Source organism: Rhodococcus sp. 21391, from assembly GCF_016772255.1.
In the GTDB taxonomy this organism is placed as follows: domain Bacteria; phylum Actinomycetota; class Actinomycetes; order Mycobacteriales; family Mycobacteriaceae; genus Rhodococcus_F; species Rhodococcus_F opacus.
In genome coordinates, this window is record NZ_CP063781.1 from 4,842,365 (window position 1) to 4,863,922 (window position 21,558).

Consider the following 21,558-nt stretch of genomic DNA (forward strand, 5'->3'; position numbering starts at 1 on the left):
GGGCGATCTTTCGCAGCTGTTACCGAACCGCGCGGTCCGATCCGTTCGGTGACCCGGTCGCAACCTGCGCGTCGAAGGTCAGCCCCTGCCCAGCCCCCGATAGACCCACCCTGCGGTGCGCCAGTCCGCGGCGTCGAGACAGTTGCGGCCGTCGACCATCACCCGGGCCCGGACCACGTCGTTCAGATCCTCGGGTTTCAGGGCCGCGAACTCCGCCCACTCGGTGAGCAGAAGCACGGCGTCGGCGTTGTCGCACGCCTCGACCGCCGATGTCGCGTAGTTCAGCGTCGGGAACAGTCTGCGTGAGTTGTCCAGGGCTTTCGGGTCGTAGACGCTGACCACTGCCCCGTGCAACTGCATCATTCCCGCGACGTTGAGTGCCGGCGAATCACGGACGTCGTCGGATTCGGGCTTGAATGCCGCGCCGAGCACGGCGACGTTGGCGCCGAGCAGCGAACCTCCGCACACCTGCGCCGCCAACTCCACCATCCGGGTGCGACGCCGCATGTTGATGCTGTCGACCTCCCGGAGGAAGTGCAGTGCCTGGTTCGCGCCCAGCTCACCCGCCCGCGCCATGAATGCGCGGATGTCCTTGGGCAGGCAGCCGCCGCCGAAGCCCAGCCCGGCGTTGAGGAAGCGCCGGCCGATCCGCGCGTCGTATCCGAGGGCGTCGGCGAGTTGGGTGACGTCGGCGCCGGTGGCCTCGCAGACCTCGGAGATGGCATTGATGAAGGAGATCTTGGTGGCGAGGAACGCATTGGCCGACACCTTCACCAGTTCCGCGGTGGCGAGGTCGGTGACCAGGAACGGAATGTCCTCGCCGAGCAGGCGGGCATACAGTTCGCGCAACTCGGTCTCGGCGCGTCCGGGGCGCTGGCGGTCCACTCCCAGCACCATCCGGTCGGGGTGCAGGGTGTCCTCGACGGCGAAGCCCTCCCGCAGGAACTCCGGATTCCACGCCACTTCCACGGCGTCCCCCGCCGGGGCGAGTGCCCGGGCCCGCGCACCCAGATCCGCCGCCGTCCCGACGGGAACGGTCGACTTGCCGACGATGACGGCCGGACGATCGAGCAGCGGCGCGAGTGTGTCGATCACCGAGTGCACGTGCCGCAGGTCCGCGGCATACTCGCCCTTCTTCTGCGGGGTGCCGACACCGAGAAAGTGGAGGTCGGCGAACTCGGCGGCCTCGCTGTACGACGTGGTGAAGTGCAGTCGGCCGGCGTCGATGTTCCGGCGCAGAACCTCCCCCAGCCCGGGCTCGTAGAACGGGACCTCCCCGGAGGAGAGCTTCGCCACTTTTCCGGGATCGATGTCGACGCCCAGGACGTCGTGGCCCAGTTCCGCCATACAGGCGGCGTGGGTGGCTCCCAGGTATCCGGTTCCAAACACGGTGCAGCGCATGCACCCTTGATAACCAGTGCAGGTGAGCGCGATATTTACCCGACTGATGCTCGAAGCCAACAGTGCGTGTACGAACGGTGCGGGGCGAGACCCTATGCTTCGCCCATGCATGTTCTCTTCGTCTGCACCGGAAACGTCTGTCGCTCCCCAACGGCTGAGCGCCTCGCAGTGGCATACGCCGAGGAGCTCGGGATCACCGATCTGACTGCCGAAAGTGCAGGTACCGAGGCCGTGGTCGGCGCGGCGATGGAGCCCACCGCCGCGCAGGTCCTCGAAGGTCTCGGCGGCGACCCCGGCAAGTTCACTGCCCGACTGCTCACCGCCGATCTCGCGGTGGACGCCGATCTGGTGCTGACGATGACCGAGAGCCACCGTGACAAGGTCCTGGCCTTGGCTCCCGAGCAGCTGAAGAAGACATTCACCCTGAAGGAGGCCGCCCGACTGGCCGAGGCGTCGGACGCAAAGACCGTCGCCGACCTGGCGTCGGCCCGTCCTCAGCACAAGTCGGACGGGACGCCGGAGGACATTTCCGATCCGATCGGCAAGGACGAGGAGACATTCCTGAATGTCGGGTCGGAGATCGCAGAACTCCTGGGTGTGATCGCGCGGAGCATCCGCGTCTGACGTCGCCTACCATGGTTCAGGGCCGCTACGGCGGATGTCGACGTGCTGCTCCAGTTCGACGGCCAGGACGCCCGGGACTGCCTCGAGGGCTGCGAGTCGGCTCGCGAGGACGGAACCGGAAATGATTCCGATCGTGCGGTGCACCGCGTCGACACGCATGCCCTCCTCGGCCAGCGCGACGCCGACCACGTCGATGTCCTCGACGTGGTCGGCGTCCACCGTGACACTGATCCCGACCATGCCCGGCACGATACGTCGGGCACTCCTACCCGGATGCCTGGATCAGCCCGGCACCCACATCGAGTGACGGCAACGCGAGCCGCCGGGAATGCTGGGTGAGCAGTGACCACAGATCGCGGCCGGTGCGCCCTGTCTTCTCGCACCACAGGGCAGCGATACCCGCGACGTGCGGAGTGGCCATACTCGTTCCATTCTTCGAGCCGTACCGCACGGGCATCGGCACCGACGAGAACACCCGCACGCCAGGTCCTGCCACATCGATCTGACCGCCGGCGACCGGGTTGCTCGCAGCAGAGAAATTGGCCAGCCCGAGATCGGGGTCGACTGCAGCGACGGCCATGATCGACGGACCGTTGGCGGGTACGCCGACGAGTCCCGGGCGCCCGGCGGCTCTGTTCGCGTTGTTGCCCGCCGCAGCCACGATCAGCACTCCGGCCGCCAGCGCCCGCTGCCCCACCGTCTCGTAGGCGAAGGACACCGACGCAACGTCGGCACCGAGCGACATCGAGACGATTTGACAACCGTTGGCGATGGCCTACTCGATGCCTGCGAGGATCCCACCGTCCACGCCACGCCCCTGATCCGACAGAACCTTCCCGACGAAGATGTCGGCCTCATGAGCCACTCCGTATCGGCGGGTGCCGGTCGCTGCCGCCGGACCGCAGGCCGTTCCGATGCAATGCGTGCCGTGTCCGTGCCCGTCCTGGGGTGCTGCACCCGGAACGAACGACTGGGCCGTGATGGTGCGACCGTGGAAATCCGGGTGGGTGAAATCGAATCCTGTGTCGAGGACGGCGATCCTGACACCGCGCCCACTGCATTCCGACGTCGTGGTGCCCGTCGCCTGCAGTCCCCAGGTGAACTCCGGCGTATCCAGGAAGTGGTCGAGGTCTACTGGCGCGGCTGCGCCGCTCTCAGGCCGTGCGATCTCTACGACGGTCTCTTCACTGTCCAGCGCATGGTGGACCAACTCGGGTTCGACCGAGAGGACCGCGACGCCGGGCGAGGCGGCTGCCGTGCGGAGTGCGGCCAACTGGTCTGGGTCCGCGGTCACCACTGCAATTCCGAGTTCGTCGAACAGAACTGCGTCGGACACTTCCGCCAGTTCGAGATCCATTGCCGAAGAATCGAACTCGCTACTTCTCGTTACGGTCGAGACGCCGGTGAGGGACCATAGGAGTGCTGTGGGACCCGCTCGCCTCCCGTCGTCCGTGAACACCACGACCTGACGGCCCGTCGTCTCGGCCCGCGAATCGGCGACGGGCCCGTCGCCGTCACGGTCGGAATCTTGTGGAAATATCACTGTTTCGTCCTTTTGCTCTGGATCGCGGCGCGCTCGTCGTCGCGTCAATGTGTCTACTTACCTTCAGCTTTCGATCGCCAGTGGCGCTCGTGGGACTCCCCCACTCTCCGGCGTGGGCTCCCGAATTCCGCGAGTGGCGCGCTACCCGAATTTGTGTCGGGCCGGGCTGTCGGGGTGAGTAGTTAGGTTCATGCGACCGCAGAGATCACGTGGTACCAGTCGACGACGACGGACCTCACTCCGATCGATGCGATCATCGTCCGGATCGGACCGTCCAGGCACAGCTGGCTGTCGACGTGCCGAGCATCGGACCAACCGCAGATGCTCTGTGCGGCCCGCAACCCGATCAGGATCTCCGGAGAGGATTCGGTTCGGCTGCCCTCGATGAGTAGCGCCTCCTCGTCGACGCCGCGGACCGCGATGTCATGTCCGTCTGCGACGTCGCCGACGATCAGAGCGAGGTAGTCGATGTCGGTGTCCTCGTCGCGAGTGGCGATCAGTCGTGCCATGCCGGCTCCCACCGGCACGACTTCGTCCAACACCAGAACGGCGGACTCGGATTCACGGAGTTCGTCGAGTTCGACTCGTCTCGCTGTCCAACTGAAGAAGGGCTCCGGCCGCGCGGTCATGACACGCTCCTGTAGTTCGACGCAATAACTTTCCGCGGTACCCATTCAGCGTCGCCGGGATGTCGGCTAATCTCGCGAGTAGCGTCCTACCCGATCGTGCGGACACACCTTCGGTCGATCTCGAAACCGAACTCGTGCCCGTGTCGCACTACTCAATCCATCGACACCTCAGGAGTACTGCAGCATAAAACGGCTCCAAGGTTGTATTGCACTGCTTCGCTGGATAACTCGCGTCCAATTCTCGACTCGGTGCTGTCACCGGTGGCGCGAGAAACTTAGAATCAATGCATGGGTCCGACGTGGCCTTTGATTCAGCGGCAAGTCGAGTTCTTCGCGATCACCGCGTCGCTCACGGCTCGGTCCGGGGGATGCGGTGTCGTCCTCACGGGCGATCCCGGCGTCGGCAAGACCACCCTCGCAAGGTTCGCCACCGAGTCGTTGCCGCGTGACGTGAAATGGGTGGCGGGCACCGAGTCGGCGCGAAGCATCCCGTTGGGTGTGTTCGCTCATCTGGTCGGGGCGTCCACCTCCCGGGATCCGGTCGCCTTTCTGTCGGCGGCGCGGCAGGCGCTCCTCGACGACGGCCACAGTCGCGACGTGGTGATCGGTGTCGACGACGCGCACCTCCTCGATCAGCTCTCGGCGACCTTCCTTCATCAGCTTGCCCTCGACAGGGCGGTGCACATCGTCGCCACCGTTCGCAACAGCGAGACCGTGCCCGACGCGATCACGTCGTTGTGGAAGGACGGTCACCTCCTGCGGCTCGAATTGGCGCCGTTCAGCCGAGAACAGAGCATCGAGTTGATCGAGTCCGTGTTGGACGGCCCCCCCCGAGGGGCTGAGCGCGGACATGATCTGGGAGGCGTCGGGCGGGAACGCGCTGTTCGTCCGGCATCTGGTGGAGGGCGCTCTCGAAGCGGGGACGCTGCGCCGCTCCGGTGGCGTCTGGCAGTTGCGGGGACGTGCCGCCATCACGTCCGAACTGGCGTCCCTGCTGGAGCACCGGATCGATCAGATCCCCCACGACGTGCTGCAGGCGTTGCAGCTCCTCACGTTCTGCGAGCCGCTCGATCTGGACATCCTCGGTCAGCTGGCGGGTGACGACGCGGTGGAGGAGGCCGAGCGACGCGGCCTCGTCAGAATCGTCGAAGACGGACACCGGCTCGACGTTCGTTACACGCATCCGCTGTTCGGCGAGGTGATTCGGCGACGGGTGGGGTGCGCGGCGGGCCGACGGCTCCGGGGACAGCTCGTGGAAGCGCTGAGCAGCCGGGCCGTGGTCGGATCCTCCAATCGAATTCGTCTGGCAGAGTTGGCGCTCGACAGCGACCGGTCGGTCGAACCCGATCTGTTGGTCAACGCCGCCGAGGATGCCATCGGTTTGGCGAATGTTCCGCTGGGGGAACGGCTCGCACGCGCGGCACTCGACCAGACCGGCAGCTTCGAGGCGGTCGACCTCCTGGCCCGTGCTCTGCTGTGGCAGGGGCACGCCACCGAGGCCGAATCGCTGCTGCTGTCTTTTTCACCCGACAGCCTGGACCAGGTGCAACTGGTGCGCTGGGGTACATCGCGGATCGCAAACCTGTTCTGGGCGAGCGGCGAGTCCGAGAAGGCCGACGAGGTCCTTGCGGTACTTCGCGAGAAGGTCACGCATCCCAGTCTCGTCCCGATCATCGAGGGCATCGGCTCGGTGTGCGCGGTGTTCGAGAATCGGCCCGAGGAGGCGGCAGCGGCGGCGAAGGCAATTCTGGCCGCCGACCGAGTGCTGCCATGGGCGATCGAGTGGGCGTTCTTCGGTGGCGGTTTGTCCCTGGCACTCATGGGACGCGGCGGCCAAGTGCCGGAACTGGCGGCGCGTAGCGCTGCGGTGGCCGATCAGATCGACGGGTTGCTGCGGTTCCCGGCCGCGCACGGTGAGATCCTGGCATTGACCCTCACCGGACAGTTCGGCGCGGCGCAGCACCGGGCCGAGGAATACCTCTCGTTGGCGTCCAGTGGCCGATACGTTGCGTGGGGGCTTGCGAACATCCTGGTCGGGACGGTGGAACTTGTCCGCGGCCAGTTCACCGACGCCGCGGGTCGCCTCGAGCAGGCGATCGCCGCCCTCAACGTCGGCGATACGGCCGATGCGATCTCGTGGAGTTTCCCCGCCTACATCGCGCTCGGTCAGGCGTATGCGGAGCTCGGTCGCTTTCACGAGGCGGACGGGATCATCACGGCAGCGCAGGCTCGGAACGGCCGGCACGTGGCCGTGTTCGGGCCCCAACTCATGATGTCGCAGGCGTGGCTCGCCGCCGCACGAGGCGAAACCTCGCGCGCCATCGATCTATCGCGGTCGGCGGCAGAGTGCGCTTGTCAGTCAGGACAATTCGGCATCGAGGCGGTCGCGCTTCACCTTGCCACCCGGTTTGGCGACACGACTACCGCCACGCGTCTCGCCGAGTTGGCCGACATCTGCGACGGCGAACTTGTCGACATCGTTGCCCGGCATGCGGCGGCAGTCGCGGCACGAAACGGATGCGGTGCGGCATCGGCAGCAACCGAGTTCGAGCGAATCGGCGCCCTGCCGGATGCCGCTGACGCTTACGCTAGGGCAGCGATCGCATTTACGCATGCCGGAGACAAGCGGCGTTCGATCGAGTGCGCTGCCGCGGCCGAAGTCCTCTCGGCCCGATGCGACCACATGTCATCTCCCGCGCTGGTGGAGGCGGCCCATCCGCTCCCCCTCACGAGTCGTGAACGGGAAGTGGGGTCGATGGTTGCGGCCGGATTGTCGAACCGCCAGATCGCCGATCGGTTGTTCGTCTCGGTGCGGACGGTGGAGGGTCATATCTACCGTGCGTGTATGAAGCTCGACGTCGCCGATCGCAACGGTCTTGCGCAGGCGATGGGCACGACGGTTCGGTGACACCGACCGGACTCCGGGCACGACGACATGCCGACTCGGCAACAGGAATCATCCTGTTGCAGAGTCGGCATGGTTCCCGGGTCAGGAGGCTCGGGGCCGGGCCCGGTTGTGCGCCGGTATCGGGTTTCGTTCCCAGTCGACCTGCCGGGGTGGGATGAACGTGGGGTGCCGGTCGGCTCCCATCTCTATCTCCCAGTCACTGTGGTGCAGCAGCCGGTGGTGGAATCCGCAGAGCAGCACCAGGTTGCCCATGTCGGACGGCCCGCCTGCGGACCAGTGGATGATGTGGTGACCTTCGCACCAGGACGGCGGCGCACCACACCCGGGGAACGCGCATCCTCGATCCCGCGCCACCAACGCTTTTCGCTGCCTCTTCGTGACTGTCCGGGTGGAGATGCCGAGGTCGAGTGGCGCTCCGTTGTCGTCGAGCACGATCGGCGTGTAGATCGAATCGCAGCTGAGGAGCCGGGCTGCCCTGAGACTCAGTGGCCCCATCCACTCGGTCCACGCCACCCCATCGACGGCGAAGAGCGAGTCGTCGGACGAAGCGGCATCCTGCTGTGCTCGTGCACTGCAGTCGGTGTGGTCGGCGAGATCTTTGGCGTTGACGTGGAGGGAGACGTGTGGTCGTTCGCCGCCTTCTTCGCCCGCGATCCCGGAGTCGAGATAGCGGCGCAGGAGTTCGGTGAACCCGTCGGCCCGCCGCTGCCCGGGAGTGCGGGGGTCCTTGGTTCCGTCCTGCGCGGGCCGTGGCTTGGACAGTCCGGAGAGCGCCGACAGCAGCATCTCACCGGTCACGGCATCCAGGTCGCCTCTGACGGCGACACGGCCGTTGAGTGTCTTGGATGCGTGGAACTCGTTGAGGTCGGTGTCTTCACTGGGCGGCGGATCGTCGGACTCGAAGGCGCGTTCCAGCCTGGCAATGACGGCGCGCACCGCGTCCGTGTTCGCGGTGGGACCGGTTGCGGCGAACAGCAACGCATTTCGGCAGTCATCCAACGCTTCGAGCGGCATGCCCTTGGGTGGCCGTTCGCAGAACTTCACGATCAGCGCTGCGTGCTCCGCCGAAATGTTGGTGTCGAAGTACTCGTCCGCGATCTCCGGTTGGAGACGCAACCCTCGGCCCAACAGCACGATTCGCCCCGCCGCGCCCACCTCGAGCAACGTCTTGGAAGCCAGCCACATCTTGGTGTTCGGAAACCCCAGCACATCGACCTTGCAGCGGTGGTCGACGGCACCGACGAGCTTGACGCGCAAGGCTTCGAGCCGCTGAATCTCGTCCGAGATACGAACGACCGAATCGAGCACCTCCGCCTCGGCCAGACGCCACGCATCACCGACCGCGGTCGCCAGAATCTCGTCCGACAACGCCCCCTGGATATCTCCCCCGAGCCCCATGTTCGAATCTTACTTCGAACGTTTGTGGCGCTCCTCGGGTTTCTGTGGGCGCCATTTCTGCTGTTCAGGGTGGGTTGTGTTGTTGGCCGCACTGTTCGGCGTTTCACCGGTGAGATGAGGGACGCGCACGTGCAGCACCTCTAGGTTTCGGGGTTACCACACCTACCTCAACCCGGAGGCCCGCTACACGTGCGCGTCAGTACTGCATTTAACCGTCTCTTGAAGATCCCCGGTGCATCGGTGTCCGCGGTGTCGATCACAGACAGCGATGTCAAGGTCGAAGTCCGCCTGCGCGCCCGCCGACTCCAGTGTCCCTGCGGGTATATCTCGTCGGCAACATATGACCGGTCCACTCGCCGTTGGCGACACCTTGACCTCGGCACCCACCGCCTGTGGTTGGTCTACGAGATCCGCCGCATCGACTGCCCCGACTGCGGGGTGCGCACCGAACAGGTGCCGTGGGCGCGGCCCACCGCCCGGCACACCCGAGACTTCGAAGACACCATCCTGTGGCTCGCCGCCCGCACCGACCGCACCTCCGTCGCGACGTTGATGCGCTGCGCGTGGGAAACGGTCACCGCAATCATCAACCGCACCGTCGACGAACTGATCGACAGTCGCCGACTCGGGGCGATCTACCGCATCGGCGTCGACGAAATCTGCTACCGACACCCGCACAAGTATTTGACTGTTATCGGCGACCACGACACCAAGACCGTGGTGCATATCGAACCCGGGCGGAGCACCGAATCACTCGCGGCCTTTTATGAGCAGCAACAGGAGTCAGATCTCGACTCGATCGAGTCGGTATCGATGGACGGATCGAAGGCATATCGCGTCGCCACCGAGGAGCACGTACCAAACGCCCGTATCTGTTTCGACCCATTCCATGTCATGCAGTGGGTAAACCGGGCGTTGGACCGAGTGTTCTCCGAGGCTTCCTCGGCCAACCGCCGCAGAATAGAGCTCTCGAGCGGTAGCTGGCGCAAAGTCCGCATCGCGTTGCGAACCGGCGCCGAACGACTCACCGACCAGCGCCGCGCCCTGGTCGACACGCTCACAGGTCAGGATCAGCAGGTCGGGCACGCATGGCGACTGAAAGAGCAAATGCGGGACTTGTTCCGCACCGTCAAACCCTCACGTGCCAAACGACATCTACGCGCATGGATCGACGACGCCGCACACAGCGGAATCCCGGCATTCACAATGCTCGCCCAACAGATCCACAAGCACTACGACGGAATCATCGCAGCAGTAGAACTCGGCATCTCAAACGGCCTCATCGAAGGTATCAACTCAAAGATCAGACTCATCAACGCTCGCGGCTACGGACACCATTCCGCTGAATCGCTGACCTCGATGATCTACCTGACGCTCGGAGGAATTAATCCAAAACTACCCACACAAAGGTGAGGAGCGCCACGTTTGTTCGAGTCAATGGTTTCGTGACAGCCGCGACCTTCGGGAACCCCACCGAAGAAGTCCCGGAACGACATACGAAGTACGCGGACGGGTGGCACGCTTGACGGTGTGACGACCCAGGACCCGGCGACCGAACCCCACCGCAGTCGCTTGCGCCGTCTGCGTGCCGCGTGGCGGAGGAAGCTCGATCCGAGTGAGCAGTCGGCGGTGGTGTCGTGGGGCGCGTTCACGCTGACGTTCGCGGGGGTGCGGGCGTTGACGCACTGGATCAGGCGCGGGCACGGACCGGCCGGCGGTGGGTTGAGTCTCGACGGCCGTCATTTCCACCATTACAACCTCGGCATCGCGGCGCTGGCCGGGGTCGGGGCGGTGGCGGTACGCGGCTCCGAGAAGCAACGCCACCATCCGACGGTGCCGATCTCATACGGCGTCGGCACCGCGCTCATCGTCGACGAGTTGGCGTTGCTGCTGGACTTGCAAGACGTCTACTGGGCGAAGGAGGGGCGGACCAGCGTCGACGCCGCGGTGATCATCATCGGGCTCGGCGGACTGATGACCGCAGGTTTCGAATTCTGGCCCGCAGCCCAACGCGCGCTCACGGAGCCGACGTAGGCGGAAGCGCACCGGGCAACCGGGCCGTCCCCCACGGCTCGATGTCGTAAACGGGGATGCAGTCCAGGCCTCGGGCGCGCACGCGCTGCACGACCGCCGCATCCGCCGACGCACCGGTCCCGTCGGCGACGGCCTCGGTGACGATCGCGCACAGCACGTCACCCTGGAGTTCGCGTACGGGTTTCAGCCCCTGCTCCACCGTCCAGTGCCGCACGGCGGCCCAGTGCGTCACTTCGGTGACGGTGGATGGGTTGCCGATGAACAACACACTCCGCGTGACATTTCGCCCGCCCGCGGCAGCCGATGACTGCACCTGAATCTCCGCCTCGGTGCACCACTCGGACGCCACCTCGGCCAATGTGGTGCTCGCAATCGTCGACATCTACCTCGTCCTGTTCCTGCGTCCGACTCGCATGAGAGTCATCCTGTCGCGAATCGGGCGTCGCGACTGTCCCCCGATCGGGTCTTGAATCGGATGATTCGACTGTCCCCCGATCGGGCCACAGCGCCTGGGGTGCGGGGGGCCGCAGAGGGAGGCGACCGCCGACGAACCGCACGAGTCGGTCGGCGCGGAACTCGCCGGAATCGCGGGCGAGGCCGGAATCGGCCCGAGCGAACTCGTCGACGACAATCCGTCGACAGCGCGAGCAGCCTCCGGCGGGCACCGACACCGTTAGGCTGAAAACCATGCCGTCGGACCGCGCACTCAAGTTCATGAACGCCGCCCACCGCGTCCTCCTGCGCGTCACCGGTGGGCGGGTCGGGAGAAGTTTCGGCAAGATGCCGGCGGTGGAGTTGACCACCGTCGGCCGCAAGACCGGAAAGGTGCACAGCGTCATGCTGACCGTGCCGGTGCAGGAAGGCGACACCCTCGTCGTGGTGGCGTCACGCGGCGGCGACGACCGCAACCCCGCGTGGTTCCTGAACCTGCAGGCCAACCCGGTGGTCCAGCTGTCTCTCCAGGGAAAGCCTGCGCAATCCATGCGCGCCCACGTGGCAACCGCCGAGGAGCGGGCCCGTCTGTGGCCGAAAGTGACCGCCGCCTATAAGGGATACGCCGGCTACCAGAAGAAGACGGACCGCGAGATCCCGCTGGTTCTGCTCGACCCCACGACCTGACCGCGGTCACCGCCGGCAGAACACGGTTCGGTTGCAGTCCGGCGCAGTGAGCCGGTTCCACCCTTAACCTCGACCTCACCCTTATAGATTTGCGGATTCCGGGCGGGCGAGGTTGGGAGTGACGTGGACACTGACGATGCTGCGCTGCACAAGTCCGGCACCCGACACCGTCCGCGGCGTGGGTGGATCGTGACGACGCTGATGCTTCTCGTCTTCATGGGTGCGCCCGCCCCGTCGGCGACGGCCGAAGCGATCGTGCAACCGGTGGCCGCAGACCCGAGCGTCGTCCGCGCGTCCGACGGCATGTTCTACATGTACACGACCGCCGACGACTGGGGCGACGGCCAAGGCATGCACAACATGTCGATCTTCAAGTCCGCCGACCTCATGGACTGGATGTACCTCGGCGACGTCTTCCCCGACCGGCCCGCGTGGCATCCCGACGGCAAGCTCGCGTGGGCACCCAACGTGCTCGAGTCCGACGGCCAGTACAGCCTGTACTACTCGCTCTACGACGAATCGAACCCGTGCATCGGTCTCGCCACCGCCGACAGGCCCACCGGACCGTGGACCGATCTCGGCCGCCCCGTGTTCTGCGCCCACGACGTCGGCGTCGGCGGCACCATCGATCCGTTCGTGTGGGACGACGGCACGACGAAGACCATGTTCGTCGGCAACTTCCAGGGCGTCCACGCCATCCCCCTCAGCCCGGACGGCACCGCGGCGGCCGGCGAGCCCGTACGCGTCGCGGACGAGCGCTTTGAAGGCCCCTACGTCGAATTCCACGACGGCTACTACTACCTGTTCCTCTCCGCCGGCAACTGCTGCAACGGCGCCGACACCGCCTACCGCGTCCTCGTCGGCCGGTCGGAGTCGCTCACCGGGCCGTACCTCGACCGGAAGGGTCAGGACCTGAACGACGGCGGAGGGGCCCTCATCCTCGCCGGCAGCGAACCGTGGGCCGGGCCGGGCCACAACACGGTGGTCTCCGACGACGCGGGCTCGGATTGGATCGTGTACCACGCCATTCCGCGCGACAACCGGGATCTGCCCAGCGGAGCCCGCCGGCGCGAAGGGATGATCGACCGGATCGTGTGGGCGAACGGCTGGCCCGAGGTCGGTGACGGATCGCCCGCGTCGACCGGGCCGGCGAACCCCGACACGGACCTGCCGGTGCGGGTCACGCTGCGCGCCGATTCCGACACCACACTGCCCGCGGGCGGCGGGACCGTCGACACCACCATGCTCGTCGAGGCCCCCGACGATCGTCCCTACGCGGGGCAGGTATGGGTCAGCGCCGTGTCACCCGACAACCGGACCAGCGATCCGTTCTTCGGGCCGATCGACGTCGACCTGCAACCCGGCGAGGTGCTCGAGGAGGCCATCGCCTACACGGTCCCGGGAGATGCGGTCGCCGGCACCTACTACGCCTACGCGTTCGCGGGCACCTACCCCGACGAGACCGTCGAGTTCGGCACCGTTCACGCCGTGAAGTCCGGCGACGAGGCCAGGATCAGCCCGGTCCGCTCGGTGTCGCTGCACCTCGGCACTGTCGCGCGCTGACGAGGGCCGCCGGCAGGGGACAACCGATTCGGTTTCCGATTCTCACTTCGACAACTGAATCCGCAACATTTCTCGCCTATCGCTATTGAAATAGCGGCAGGCGTAGGTCAGGATGGGAGCCACAGTGACGTGCCTCACACGCCACCTTTAGGTCATTCCACCAACAAAGGTGCTCCATGCTGCAGACAGTGTTCGAGAAGAATCAACCGAACGCGAAGGTCGTCGACCATGCGCTCCGGCGCACCCGGTTGGCACCGTTCTGGATCGAGGACGTCGCCGACACACCCACCTACCCGGCCGCCTCGGCCGACGCCGCGTACGACCTGGTGGTCGTCGGCGGCGGATACACCGGACTCTGGAGTGCTCTGCTCGCGAAACAGCGCCACCCCGAACTGTCCGTCGCGCTCGTGGAGGGCGAGACCATCGGTTGGGCCGCATCCGGTCGTAACGGCGGGTTCGTCGAAGCCAGCCTGACCCACGGCAGCGAGAACGGACGACGACGCTGGCCGGGGGAGATCGACGCCCTCGAAGCGCTCGGGCTCGAGAACCTCGACGCCATCGAGAAGACCGTCCACACTCTGGGGTTGGACTGCGATTTCGAACGGAACGGTGCGATCTCGGTCGCGATCGCCGATTACCAGGCGAAGGACGTGTTCGACACGCCGCCGAGCGCTACCACCACGGTGCTCGACGGGCCCGCGATGCGGGCGCAGGTGAACTCGCCCACGTATCTGGCCGGTGTGTGGGACAAGCAGTCCACCGCGCTGGTGCATCCGGCCAAGCTCGCCACCGAACTCGGCCGGGCCTGCGCGGAGCACGGTGTCGAGATGTTCGAGCACACCAAGGTTCTCGATCTCGTCCGCTCCCGATCGTCGTCCCGGGTCGGCGTTCGGACGGCGTCCGCGACCCTGTCGGCCGGACGAGTGATCCTGGCAACCAATGCGTTTCCGTCCCTGCTGAAGAGGTACCGGCTGCATACGGTTCCGGTGTACGACTACGTGCTCATGACCGAACCGCTGTCCGACGCACAGCTCGCGGAGGTCGGATGGTCTGCGCGACAGGGCGTCGCCGACATGTCCAACCAATTCCACTACTACCGGCTCACCCGCGACAACCGAATCCTCTGGGGCGGATACGACGCGATCTACCATTTCGGGCGGGGAATGCACCACGACCTCGAAGACCGTCCCGAGTCCCACACGAGGCTCGCGAGCCACTTCTTCACGACGTTCCCGCAGCTCGAGGGCCTGGAGTTCACCCACAAGTGGGGTGGCGTCATCGACACGTCGACGCGCTTCTGCTCGTTCTTCGGTTCCGCGGCGAAGGGGCGGATCGCGTACGCGGCCGGCTTCACCGGTCTCGGTGTCGGCGCCTCCCGCTTCGCGGCGAACGTCATGCTCGACAAGGTGTCCGGCGAAACGACGGCATTGACGGAGTTGGACTTGGTGAAGTCGATGCCCCTCCCCTTCCCGCCCGAACCGTTGGCGGCGGCCGGCATCAACGCCACTCGGTGGTCCCTCGATCGCGCCGATCATCAGGAAGGCCGGCGGAACGTCTTCCTCAAGGCTCTCGACGCGGTGGGATTGGGGTTCGACTCGTGAGCGGCCCTGCGACCGGGGTCGTCGCCTGGGAATCCGGACCGCATATCGAGGCTCGAACCACCGATCTCGATTACCACCGCCTGCCCGACGAGCAGGTGATCGGCGACAGCGTGCCGATGGTCGGCGAACGAGTGCTCGGCGACTTCGCCGGTGTCACCGTCGGCGTGTGGGAGATCGAGCCCAGCACCTCGTGCGACGTCGAGATCGACGAGGTGTTCGTGGTGCTCAGCGGCGACGCGACAGTGCAGTTCGAGGACGGCACCCCCGATCTCGAGCTCGGTCCCGGAAGTGTCGTCCATGTGCGGTCCGGCCAGAAGACCCGGTGGATCGTGCGTGACACGCTGCGGAAGATCTTCATCGCCGCACCGGCAACATAGCCGCGAAAACCACTGCACCCCTGTACTACACCTGCACGGGCACGTCTGCCCGGACCTGCACACCTCGAGGGAGAATTGATGAGCATTGCCGAACCTCCGCCCTTGAAGACCCAGCCCTCGAAGACCCAGAACCCGCTCGGCACCGCGAAGGGCCTCAACAGCGGCGCACTGGGATTGATCGGCAACACGGTGATCGGGCTGTCGTCGGTCGCGCCCGCCTACAGCCTCGCCGCGACGCTGGGATACGTCGTTCTGGCAGTCGGCGACAAGGCACCGTCGATGTTCCTCGTCGCGTTCATCCCGATGTTGCTCACGGCGTTCGCCTACCGCGAGCTCAATCGGGACACCCCGGACTGCGGCACCTCGTTCACCTGGGGTACCAAGGCGTTCGGTCCGTGGATCGGGTGGATGGCGGGGTGGGGACTCGCCGTGTCCGCAATCATCGTCCTCACCAACACCGCGGAGATTGCGGCGATCTACCTGTTCGAGGTTCTCGGGTTGCACGCGGCAGCCGAGTCGCTCGCCGCGAAGGTTCTGCTGGGGTGTTTCTTCATCGCCGCCATGACCTACGTCAGCTTTCGCGGCATCCTCATCAGCGAACGGCTGCAGAATGTCCTGATCGCCGTCCAGTTCACCGTCCTCATCGGGGTCAGCGTCATCGCACTGTCGAAGGTGTTCGGCGGCACCGCCGGCCCGCAGGCGATCACCCCGAAACTCGACTGGATCATTCCCACCGGCATCTCGATGTCCAGTGCCGCACAGGCCATCATCCTGTGCATCTTCATCTACTGGGGGTGGGATGCCTGCCTGGCGGTCGGTGAGGAAACAAAGGATTCCGAGCGGACCCCCGGCCGCGCCGCGGTCTTGACCACGGTCATTCTCGTCGCCACGTACGTCCTGGTCGGATACGCGGTCCAGTCGTTCGCCGGGTTCGGCGACACCGGCATCGGCCTGAACAATCCCGAAAACGTCGACGACGTCCTGACCACCCTGGGCGGGCCGGTCGCCGGACCGGTGGCAGCGTCGTTATTGCTGCTGACCGTCTCGATCTCCGCGCTCTCCTCGACCCAGACCACCATCCTGCCGACGGCCCGCGGAACGTTGTCGATGGCGGTCTACGAGGCACTGCCGCGAAAATTCTCCACCGTGCACCCCCGGTACATGACCCCCGGCTTCGGAACCCTGGTCATGGGAGCGTCGGCGCTCCTGTTCTACCTTGTCCTGTCGTTCGCGAGCGCCAACGCCCTGCAGGATTCGGTGGCGTCGCTCGGACTCGCGGTCGCCTTCTACTACGGCATCACCGCCTACGCGTGTGTCTGGTACTTCCGTCGGACACTCCTCGACTCGGCACGTAATCTGTTCATGCGCGGCATCTTTCCGTTGCTCGGCGCCCTCTGCATGACGTGGGCTTTCGTCCAGAGCGCCGTCGACATGCTGCGTCCCGACTACGGATTCACCGCGTTCGGCCCGTTCGGGGGCGTGTTCGTTCTCGGCGTCGGAATGCTGGTGGTCGGAATCCCCCTGATGTTGCTGTGTTTCGCGACCGGCTCCCGGGACTTCTTCCGCGGACGCACCCTCACCGCCGACACGGAAGTGAAGGTGCCCGAGTCGTGAGTGCCGACGTCACCGGGAAGAGGCGATAGTTTCCGAAATGTCCGAGCCGATTGTCTTCGATACGACGAGCAAGGGAGGATTCGACCATGTCTGAGCAGCCTGCCTCTCTCGATCCCGTGTCCAAGCAGATCATCGAGCAACTTCAGGAGGATGGACGGCGGTCGTACTCGGCCATCGGCAAGGTCGTCGGATTGTCGGAAGCGGCTGTACGCCAACGCGTGCAGAAGCTGATCGACACCGGCGTCACGCAGATCGTCGCGGTCACCGATCCCGTTCAAGTGGGATTCTCACGTCAGGCCATGGTCGGAATCCGCTGCTCCGGGGATGTCACCGACATCGCCGCCCGGCTCGCCGACGTCGACGCCATCGACTACGTCGTGTTGACGGCAGGCGCGTACGACATTCTGGCCGAGATCGTGTGCGAGAACGACGACCACCTCCTGACCGTGCTCAACAAAGAAATTCGCACTATTCCCGGTGTGCTCGGCACCGAGACGATGGTGTATCTGAAACTTGTCAAACAGCAATATGATTGGGGAACCCGATGACCACGGTTACCACCTCTTCGCCCACGACGCCGCACCTCGAGGCGGCCGCCCGCCGCCACCTGTGGGGGCATTTCTCCCGGCACGGGCAGAACATCACCCCGCCGATCATCACCCGCGGTGAGGGCGCCCGGATCTGGGACGCGGCCGGCAAGAGCTACCTCGACGGGCTGTCCGGGTTGTTCGTCGTCCAGGCCGGGCACGGCCGCACCGAGCTCGCCGAGGCCGCCGCCAAGCAGGCCGAACAGCTCGCGTTCTTCCCGCTCTGGTCCTACGCCACCCCACCGGCGATCGAACTCGCCGAACGCCTCGCCGGCTACGCCCCCGGCGATCTGAACCGGGTCTTCTTCACCACCGGCGGCGGCGAGGCCGTCGAAAGCGCCTGGAAGCTGGCCAAACAGTACTTCAAGAAGGTCGGCAAACCCGGCAAGCACAAGGTGATCTCCCGCTCCATCGCCTACCACGGCACCCCGCAGGGCGCCCTCGCCATCACCGGCATCCCCGCCCTGAAGGCCCCGTTCGAACCGCTGACCCCCGGCGCGTTCCGGGTGCCCAACACCAACATCTACCGGGCCCCCGAACCCCTCGGCTCGGACCCGAAGGCGTTCGGGATCTGGGCCGCCGACCGGATCGCCGAGGCCATCGAATTCGAGGGCCCGGACACCGTCGCCGCCGTCTTCCTCGAACCGGTGCAGAACGCCGGCGGCTGCTTCCCGCCCCCGCCCGGCTACTTCGAGCGGGTTCGGCAGATCTGCGACGAGTACGACGTGCTGCTGGTCTCGGACGAGGTGATCTGCGCGTTCGGCCGGATCGGGTCGATGTTCGCGTGCGACGACTTCGGGTACGTCCCCGACATCATCACCTGCGCCAAGGGCCTGACCTCCGGGTACTCCCCGATCGGGGCGATGATCGCCTCGGACCGGTTGTTCGAACCGTTCGCCGACGGGACGTCGATGTTCGCGCACGGGTACACCTTCGGCGGGCACCCCGTCTCGTCGGCGGTGGCATTGGCGAACCTGGACATCTTCGAACGCGAGGGCCTCAACGCCCACGTCGCCGAGCAGGCGCCGGCTTTCCGGGCCACCCTCGACAAGCTCACCGACCTGCCGATGGTCGGGGACGTGCGCGGAGAGGGCTTCTTCTACGGCATCGAACTGGTCAAGGACAAGACCACGAAGGAGTCGTTCACCGACGACGAGGCCGAACGGATCCTGCACGGGTTCCTCTCCACCGCCCTGTTCGACGCCGGCCTGTACTGCCGGGCCGACGACCGCGGCGACCCGGTCATCCAACTCGCCCCACCCCTGGTCTGCGGTCAGACCGAATTCGACGAAATCGAAAACATCCTCCGCAGCGTTCTCACCGAAGCCTGGACCCTGCTGTGAACCACCAGGACCTTCCCGGGCTGTACGTCGGCGGCCGCTACCTGGACGGCCGGGCGGCCGAACGGTACGAGGTGCTCGATCCGGCCACGGGCGAGGTGATCTCCTCCCGCACCGAAGCATCGGTGGACGACGTCGACGACGCGGTCGCCACCGCGAAGACCGCCTACACGGACTGGTCGACGACGAGCCCGGGCGAGCGTTCCGCCGTCCTGACTCGATGGGCTGCCGAGCTCACGGAGATGTCCGACGACATCGCACGCACCGAAACCCGGCAGACGGGCAAACCGATCAAACTCTCGACCGAGTTCGACGTTCCCGGGTCGATCGACAACGTGTCGTTCTTCGCCGGCGCGGCCCGCAACCTGGAGGGCAAGGCGTCGGGCGAGTACTCCCCCGACCACACGTCCAGCATCCGCCGCGAACCGATCGGGGTGATCGGCTCGATCGCGCCGTGGAACTATCCGCTGCAGATGGCCGCGTGGAAGATCCTGCCCGCGGTCGCCGCGGGCAACACCATCGTGCTCAAACCGGCGGAGATCACTCCCCTGACGTCGCTGCTGTTCGCGGAGGCCGCGTCCCGAGCCGGAATGCCGGACGGCGTCGTCAACGTGATCACCGGCCGCGGCGTGACGACCGGGTCGTCGCTGGTGTCCCATCGGGACGTGAGCATGGTGAGCTTCACCGGATCGACGCCCGTGGGACGGCAGATCGCGGCCGCCGCGGCAGGCAAGCGACTTCATCTGGAACTGGGCGGGAAGGCCCCCTTCGTGGTGTTCGACGACGCCGATCTCGAGGCGGCGATCAACGGAGCCGTCGCCGGTGCCCTCATCAACTCGGGCCAGGACTGCACCGCGGCCACCCGCGCCTACGTGCAGCGCCCGCTGTACGACGACTTCGTCGCCGGGGTGGCCTCACTCATGGACACCGTCCGCCTGGGCGACCCGTCCGATCCCGGTACCGACATGGGGCCGTTGGCGTCGCGGCGACAGCAGCAGCACGTCGCCGGGTTCATCGATCGCGCCCGCGACACCGGGGCGAAGATCGTCCGCGGCGGATCCGTCCCCGGGGGCGACCTCGCATCCGGCTTCTACTACGAGCCGACGCTCGTCGTGGGTGCCGAGCAGTCGAGTGAGATCGTGCAGCGGGAGATCTTCGGCCCGGTTCTCGTCGTCCTGCCGTTCGAACACGATCTGGACGGAATCGCACTCGCCAACGACACCGACTTCGGGCTGGCGGCGTCCGCGTGGACACGGGACCTGTACCGGGCTCAAACCGCCTCCCGCGACATCGCCGCGGGCTGCGTATGGATCAACGACCACATCCCGATCATCAGCGAGATGCCCCACGGCGGGTACAAGGCGTCCGGTTACGGCAAGGACATGTCGACGTACTCGCTCGACGAATACACCAACGTCAAGCACGTCATGTCCGACATCACCGGAACCGCCAGGAAGGACTGGCACCGGACGGTGTTCGGCGACCGACGATGAGCCCGGTCGCCGGGACGGCAGCACGTGTGCCGTCCCGGCGACGGCGGCGGTTCTGCCAAGCCGCACCCCGCGCGCGACTACGCTGACGAACAGGCGCGTTCGCTTCGGCTGAAAGGCAGAGACGATGCATGTGACTCCGTTCGCCTGGATTGTGACGATCGTCGTGATCATCGCTCTGCTCGCGTTCGACTACTTCTTCCACGTCCGCCACGCGCACATCCCGACGCTGAGGGAAGCGGCGATCTGGTCGTCGATCTACGTCGGACTCGCGTTGCTCTTCGGAGTCGCGGTCCTGATCTTCGGTGGCGTCGACATGGGCTCGGAGTACTTCGCGGGCTACGTCACGGAGAAGGCGTTGTCCGTCGACAACCTCTTCGTCTTCCTCATCATCATGTCCAGCTTCCGGGTGCCGCGCGAAGACCAGCAGAAGGTCCTGCTGTTCGGCATCGTGTTCTCGATCTTCGCCCGGACCGCGTTCATCTTCCTCGGCGCCGCGCTGATCAACTCGTTCGCGTGGGTGTTCTACTTCTTCGGCCTGATCCTGCTGATCACCGCCGGCAACATGCTGCGACCCGAGACCGAGGATTCGCACTCGGCCGACAACTTCATCATCCGGATCGCGAAGAAGTTCATGCACACCACCGAGCACTACGACGGCGACAAACTCTTCACCATCGAGAACGGCAAGCGGGCGATGACGCCCATGCTGCTGGTGATGGTTGCGATCGGCGGCACCGACATCCTGTTCGCGCTCGACTCCATTCCCGCGATCTTCGGCCTCACCCAGAACGTCTTCGTCGTCTTCACGGCCACCGTGTTCTCGCTGATGGGTCTGCGGCAGCTGTACTTCCTGCTCGACGGTCTCCTCGACCGCCTCATCTACCTGTCGTACGGACTGTCCGCGATCCTCGCGTTCATCGGGGTCAAGCTGATCCTGCATGCGCTGCACGAGAACAACCTGCCGTTCGTCAACGACGGCGAACCGGTGAACGTCATCGAGATCAGCACGTTCGCGTCGCTGGCCGTCATCATCGGCATCCTTGTCATCACCGTGGTCGCGTCGCTCACCAGCAAGCGGGGCCGGGCACAATCCGCCATCGCCGGTGCGCGGCGGCACGCGATCAACTACCTCGACCTCGACTACACCGCCGACCTGGCAGAGCGCGAACGCATGTATGACAAGTTGCGGGGCGAGGAGGAACAGCTCAAGAAGCTCGACCCGAAGTTCAAGAAGATGGTCCGCGAGGAAACCGCACTCATGGACCTCATCAAGCGCGCCCACCAGGAGCACGACGCGTTTCTCAAACAGAATTAGGCGAACAACGAA

Annotated in this window: 17 protein-coding genes and 2 pseudogenes; 13 read left to right on the top strand and 6 right to left on the bottom strand. The window is 65.8% G+C overall.

Going from position 1 to position 21,558, the window contains the following annotated elements; genetic code table 11:
* Window positions 1-78: 78 nt before the first annotated feature.
* Window positions 79-1,401: a UDP-glucose dehydrogenase family protein gene (locus GO592_RS22500; RefSeq protein ID WP_005238244.1), complete on the bottom strand. Its 1,323-nt coding sequence runs from the start codon at window positions 1,399-1,401 to the stop codon at window positions 79-81.
* Window positions 1,402-1,506: 105 nt separating this feature from the next.
* On the opposite strand from GO592_RS22500, the gene GO592_RS22505 reads away from it, so the two are divergent.
* Window positions 1,507-2,025, top strand: coding sequence for an arsenate reductase/protein-tyrosine-phosphatase family protein (locus tag GO592_RS22505; protein ID WP_039952538.1), 519 nt, complete (start codon window positions 1,507-1,509; stop codon window positions 2,023-2,025).
* A 6-nt stretch (window positions 2,026-2,031) separates the two neighbouring features.
* Here the strand turns inward: GO592_RS22505 and GO592_RS22510 are convergent, their stop codons facing one another.
* The 3 genes and pseudogenes from GO592_RS22510 to GO592_RS22520 all read right to left on the bottom strand — a co-directional run bounded on the left by GO592_RS22510 (window position 2,032) and on the right by GO592_RS22520 (window position 4,197).
* Window positions 2,032-2,274 carry a hypothetical protein gene (locus tag GO592_RS22510; protein ID WP_007299817.1) on the bottom strand — a complete coding sequence of 81 codons (243 nt, stop codon included), beginning with the start codon at window positions 2,272-2,274 and terminating at the stop codon, window positions 2,032-2,034.
* A gap of 16 nt (window positions 2,275-2,290) precedes the next feature.
* Window positions 2,291-3,568 (bottom strand): annotated as a pseudogene (locus tag GO592_RS22515) (S8 family serine peptidase).
* A gap of 188 nt (window positions 3,569-3,756) precedes the next feature.
* On the bottom strand, window positions 3,757-4,197 hold the full coding sequence (locus GO592_RS22520) for a hypothetical protein (protein WP_007299818.1): 441 nt from the start codon (window positions 4,195-4,197) through the stop codon (window positions 3,757-3,759).
* A 288-nt stretch (window positions 4,198-4,485) separates the two neighbouring features.
* Here GO592_RS22520 and GO592_RS22525 point away from each other — a divergent pair.
* A pseudogene (locus GO592_RS22525) lies at window positions 4,486-7,105 on the top strand (LuxR C-terminal-related transcriptional regulator).
* 81 nt (window positions 7,106-7,186) lie between these two features.
* Here GO592_RS22525 and GO592_RS22530 read toward each other — a convergent pair.
* A complete protein-coding gene (locus GO592_RS22530; protein ID WP_202714975.1) occupies window positions 7,187-8,503 on the bottom strand; it encodes an HNH endonuclease signature motif containing protein in 1,317 nt (438 codons plus the stop codon).
* 189 nt (window positions 8,504-8,692) lie between these two features.
* Here GO592_RS22530 and GO592_RS22535 point away from each other — a divergent pair, with 189 nt between their 5' ends.
* Together GO592_RS22535 and GO592_RS22540 are read left to right on the top strand one after the other, a co-directional pair.
* Window positions 8,693-9,916 carry an ISL3 family transposase gene (locus GO592_RS22535; RefSeq protein WP_172651615.1) on the top strand — a complete coding sequence of 408 codons (1,224 nt, stop codon included), beginning with the start codon at window positions 8,693-8,695 and terminating at the stop codon, window positions 9,914-9,916.
* A 117-nt stretch (window positions 9,917-10,033) separates the two neighbouring features.
* Window positions 10,034-10,537, top strand: coding sequence for a hypothetical protein (locus GO592_RS22540; protein WP_005264047.1), 504 nt, complete (start codon window positions 10,034-10,036; stop codon window positions 10,535-10,537).
* Here GO592_RS22540 and GO592_RS22545 read toward each other — a convergent pair.
* Complete coding sequence (locus GO592_RS22545) at window positions 10,521-10,919, bottom strand: hypothetical protein (RefSeq protein WP_007300758.1); 399 nt, start codon at window positions 10,917-10,919, stop codon at window positions 10,521-10,523. The genes GO592_RS22540 and GO592_RS22545 overlap by 17 nt on opposite strands.
* Before the next feature lie 305 nt (window positions 10,920-11,224).
* Here GO592_RS22545 and GO592_RS22550 point away from each other — a divergent pair, with 305 nt between their 5' ends.
* From GO592_RS22550 to GO592_RS22590, 9 genes are all read left to right on the top strand, one after another.
* Entirely contained in the window at window positions 11,225-11,656 is a 432-nt protein-coding gene (locus GO592_RS22550; protein ID WP_007300759.1) for a nitroreductase/quinone reductase family protein, read from the top strand.
* A 123-nt stretch (window positions 11,657-11,779) separates the two neighbouring features.
* Window positions 11,780-13,219, top strand: coding sequence for a family 43 glycosylhydrolase (locus GO592_RS22555; protein ID WP_007300760.1), 1,440 nt, complete (start codon window positions 11,780-11,782; stop codon window positions 13,217-13,219).
* Between the two features lie 176 nt (window positions 13,220-13,395).
* The gene (locus tag GO592_RS22560; RefSeq protein WP_007300761.1) at window positions 13,396-14,820 is read left to right on the top strand and encodes an NAD(P)/FAD-dependent oxidoreductase; all 1,425 of its coding nucleotides are present in this window, start codon (window positions 13,396-13,398) and stop codon (window positions 14,818-14,820) included.
* Window positions 14,817-15,197, top strand: coding sequence for a cupin domain-containing protein (locus tag GO592_RS22565; RefSeq protein ID WP_007300762.1), 381 nt, complete (start codon window positions 14,817-14,819; stop codon window positions 15,195-15,197). Before GO592_RS22560 ends, GO592_RS22565 begins: the two co-directional genes overlap by 4 nt.
* Window positions 15,198-15,275: 78 nt before the next feature.
* Window positions 15,276-16,811 (top strand): APC family permease, encoded by a 1,536-nt coding sequence (locus GO592_RS22570; RefSeq protein WP_039952865.1) that lies wholly within the window; start codon window positions 15,276-15,278, stop codon window positions 16,809-16,811.
* Window positions 16,812-16,897: 86 nt separating this feature from the next.
* Window positions 16,898-17,359 carry an Lrp/AsnC family transcriptional regulator gene (locus GO592_RS22575; protein ID WP_005264039.1) on the top strand — a complete coding sequence of 154 codons (462 nt, stop codon included), beginning with the start codon at window positions 16,898-16,900 and terminating at the stop codon, window positions 17,357-17,359.
* Entirely contained in the window at window positions 17,356-18,741 is a 1,386-nt protein-coding gene (locus GO592_RS22580; RefSeq protein ID WP_007300764.1) for an aspartate aminotransferase family protein, read from the top strand. Before GO592_RS22575 ends, GO592_RS22580 begins: the two co-directional genes overlap by 4 nt.
* The gene (locus tag GO592_RS22585) at window positions 18,738-20,231 is read left to right on the top strand and encodes a gamma-aminobutyraldehyde dehydrogenase (RefSeq protein ID WP_007300765.1); all 1,494 of its coding nucleotides are present in this window, start codon (window positions 18,738-18,740) and stop codon (window positions 20,229-20,231) included. The genes GO592_RS22580 and GO592_RS22585 overlap by 4 nt, the downstream gene beginning before the upstream one ends.
* A 124-nt stretch (window positions 20,232-20,355) precedes the next feature.
* Window positions 20,356-21,546 (top strand): TerC family protein, encoded by a 1,191-nt coding sequence (locus GO592_RS22590; RefSeq protein ID WP_039952866.1) that lies wholly within the window; start codon window positions 20,356-20,358, stop codon window positions 21,544-21,546.
* Window positions 21,547-21,558 lie beyond the last annotated feature (12 nt).

Excerpts from the sequence above, each read along its gene's own strand:
- GO592_RS22545 (WP_007300758.1), bottom strand. The coding sequence starts at position 10,919 with ATGTCGACGATTGCGAGCACCACATTGGCCGAGGTGGCGTCCGAGTGG.
- GO592_RS22520 (WP_007299818.1), bottom strand. The coding sequence starts at position 4,197 with ATGACCGCGCGGCCGGAGCCCTTCTTCAGTTGGACAGCGAGACGAGTC.
- GO592_RS22500 (WP_005238244.1), bottom strand. The coding sequence starts at position 1,401 with ATGCGCTGCACCGTGTTTGGAACCGGATACCTGGGAGCCACCCACGCC.
- GO592_RS22505 (WP_039952538.1), top strand. The coding sequence starts at position 1,507 with ATGCATGTTCTCTTCGTCTGCACCGGAAACGTCTGTCGCTCCCCAACG.
- GO592_RS22550 (WP_007300759.1), top strand. The coding sequence starts at position 11,225 with ATGCCGTCGGACCGCGCACTCAAGTTCATGAACGCCGCCCACCGCGTC.
- GO592_RS22570 (WP_039952865.1), top strand. The coding sequence starts at position 15,276 with ATGAGCATTGCCGAACCTCCGCCCTTGAAGACCCAGCCCTCGAAGACC.
- GO592_RS22560 (WP_007300761.1), top strand. The coding sequence starts at position 13,396 with ATGCTGCAGACAGTGTTCGAGAAGAATCAACCGAACGCGAAGGTCGTC.
- GO592_RS22580 (WP_007300764.1), top strand. The coding sequence starts at position 17,356 with ATGACCACGGTTACCACCTCTTCGCCCACGACGCCGCACCTCGAGGCG.
- GO592_RS22590 (WP_039952866.1), top strand. The coding sequence starts at position 20,356 with ATGCATGTGACTCCGTTCGCCTGGATTGTGACGATCGTCGTGATCATC.
- GO592_RS22575 (WP_005264039.1), top strand. The coding sequence starts at position 16,898 with ATGTCTGAGCAGCCTGCCTCTCTCGATCCCGTGTCCAAGCAGATCATC.
- GO592_RS22530 (WP_202714975.1), bottom strand. The coding sequence starts at position 8,503 with ATGGGGCTCGGGGGAGATATCCAGGGGGCGTTGTCGGACGAGATTCTG.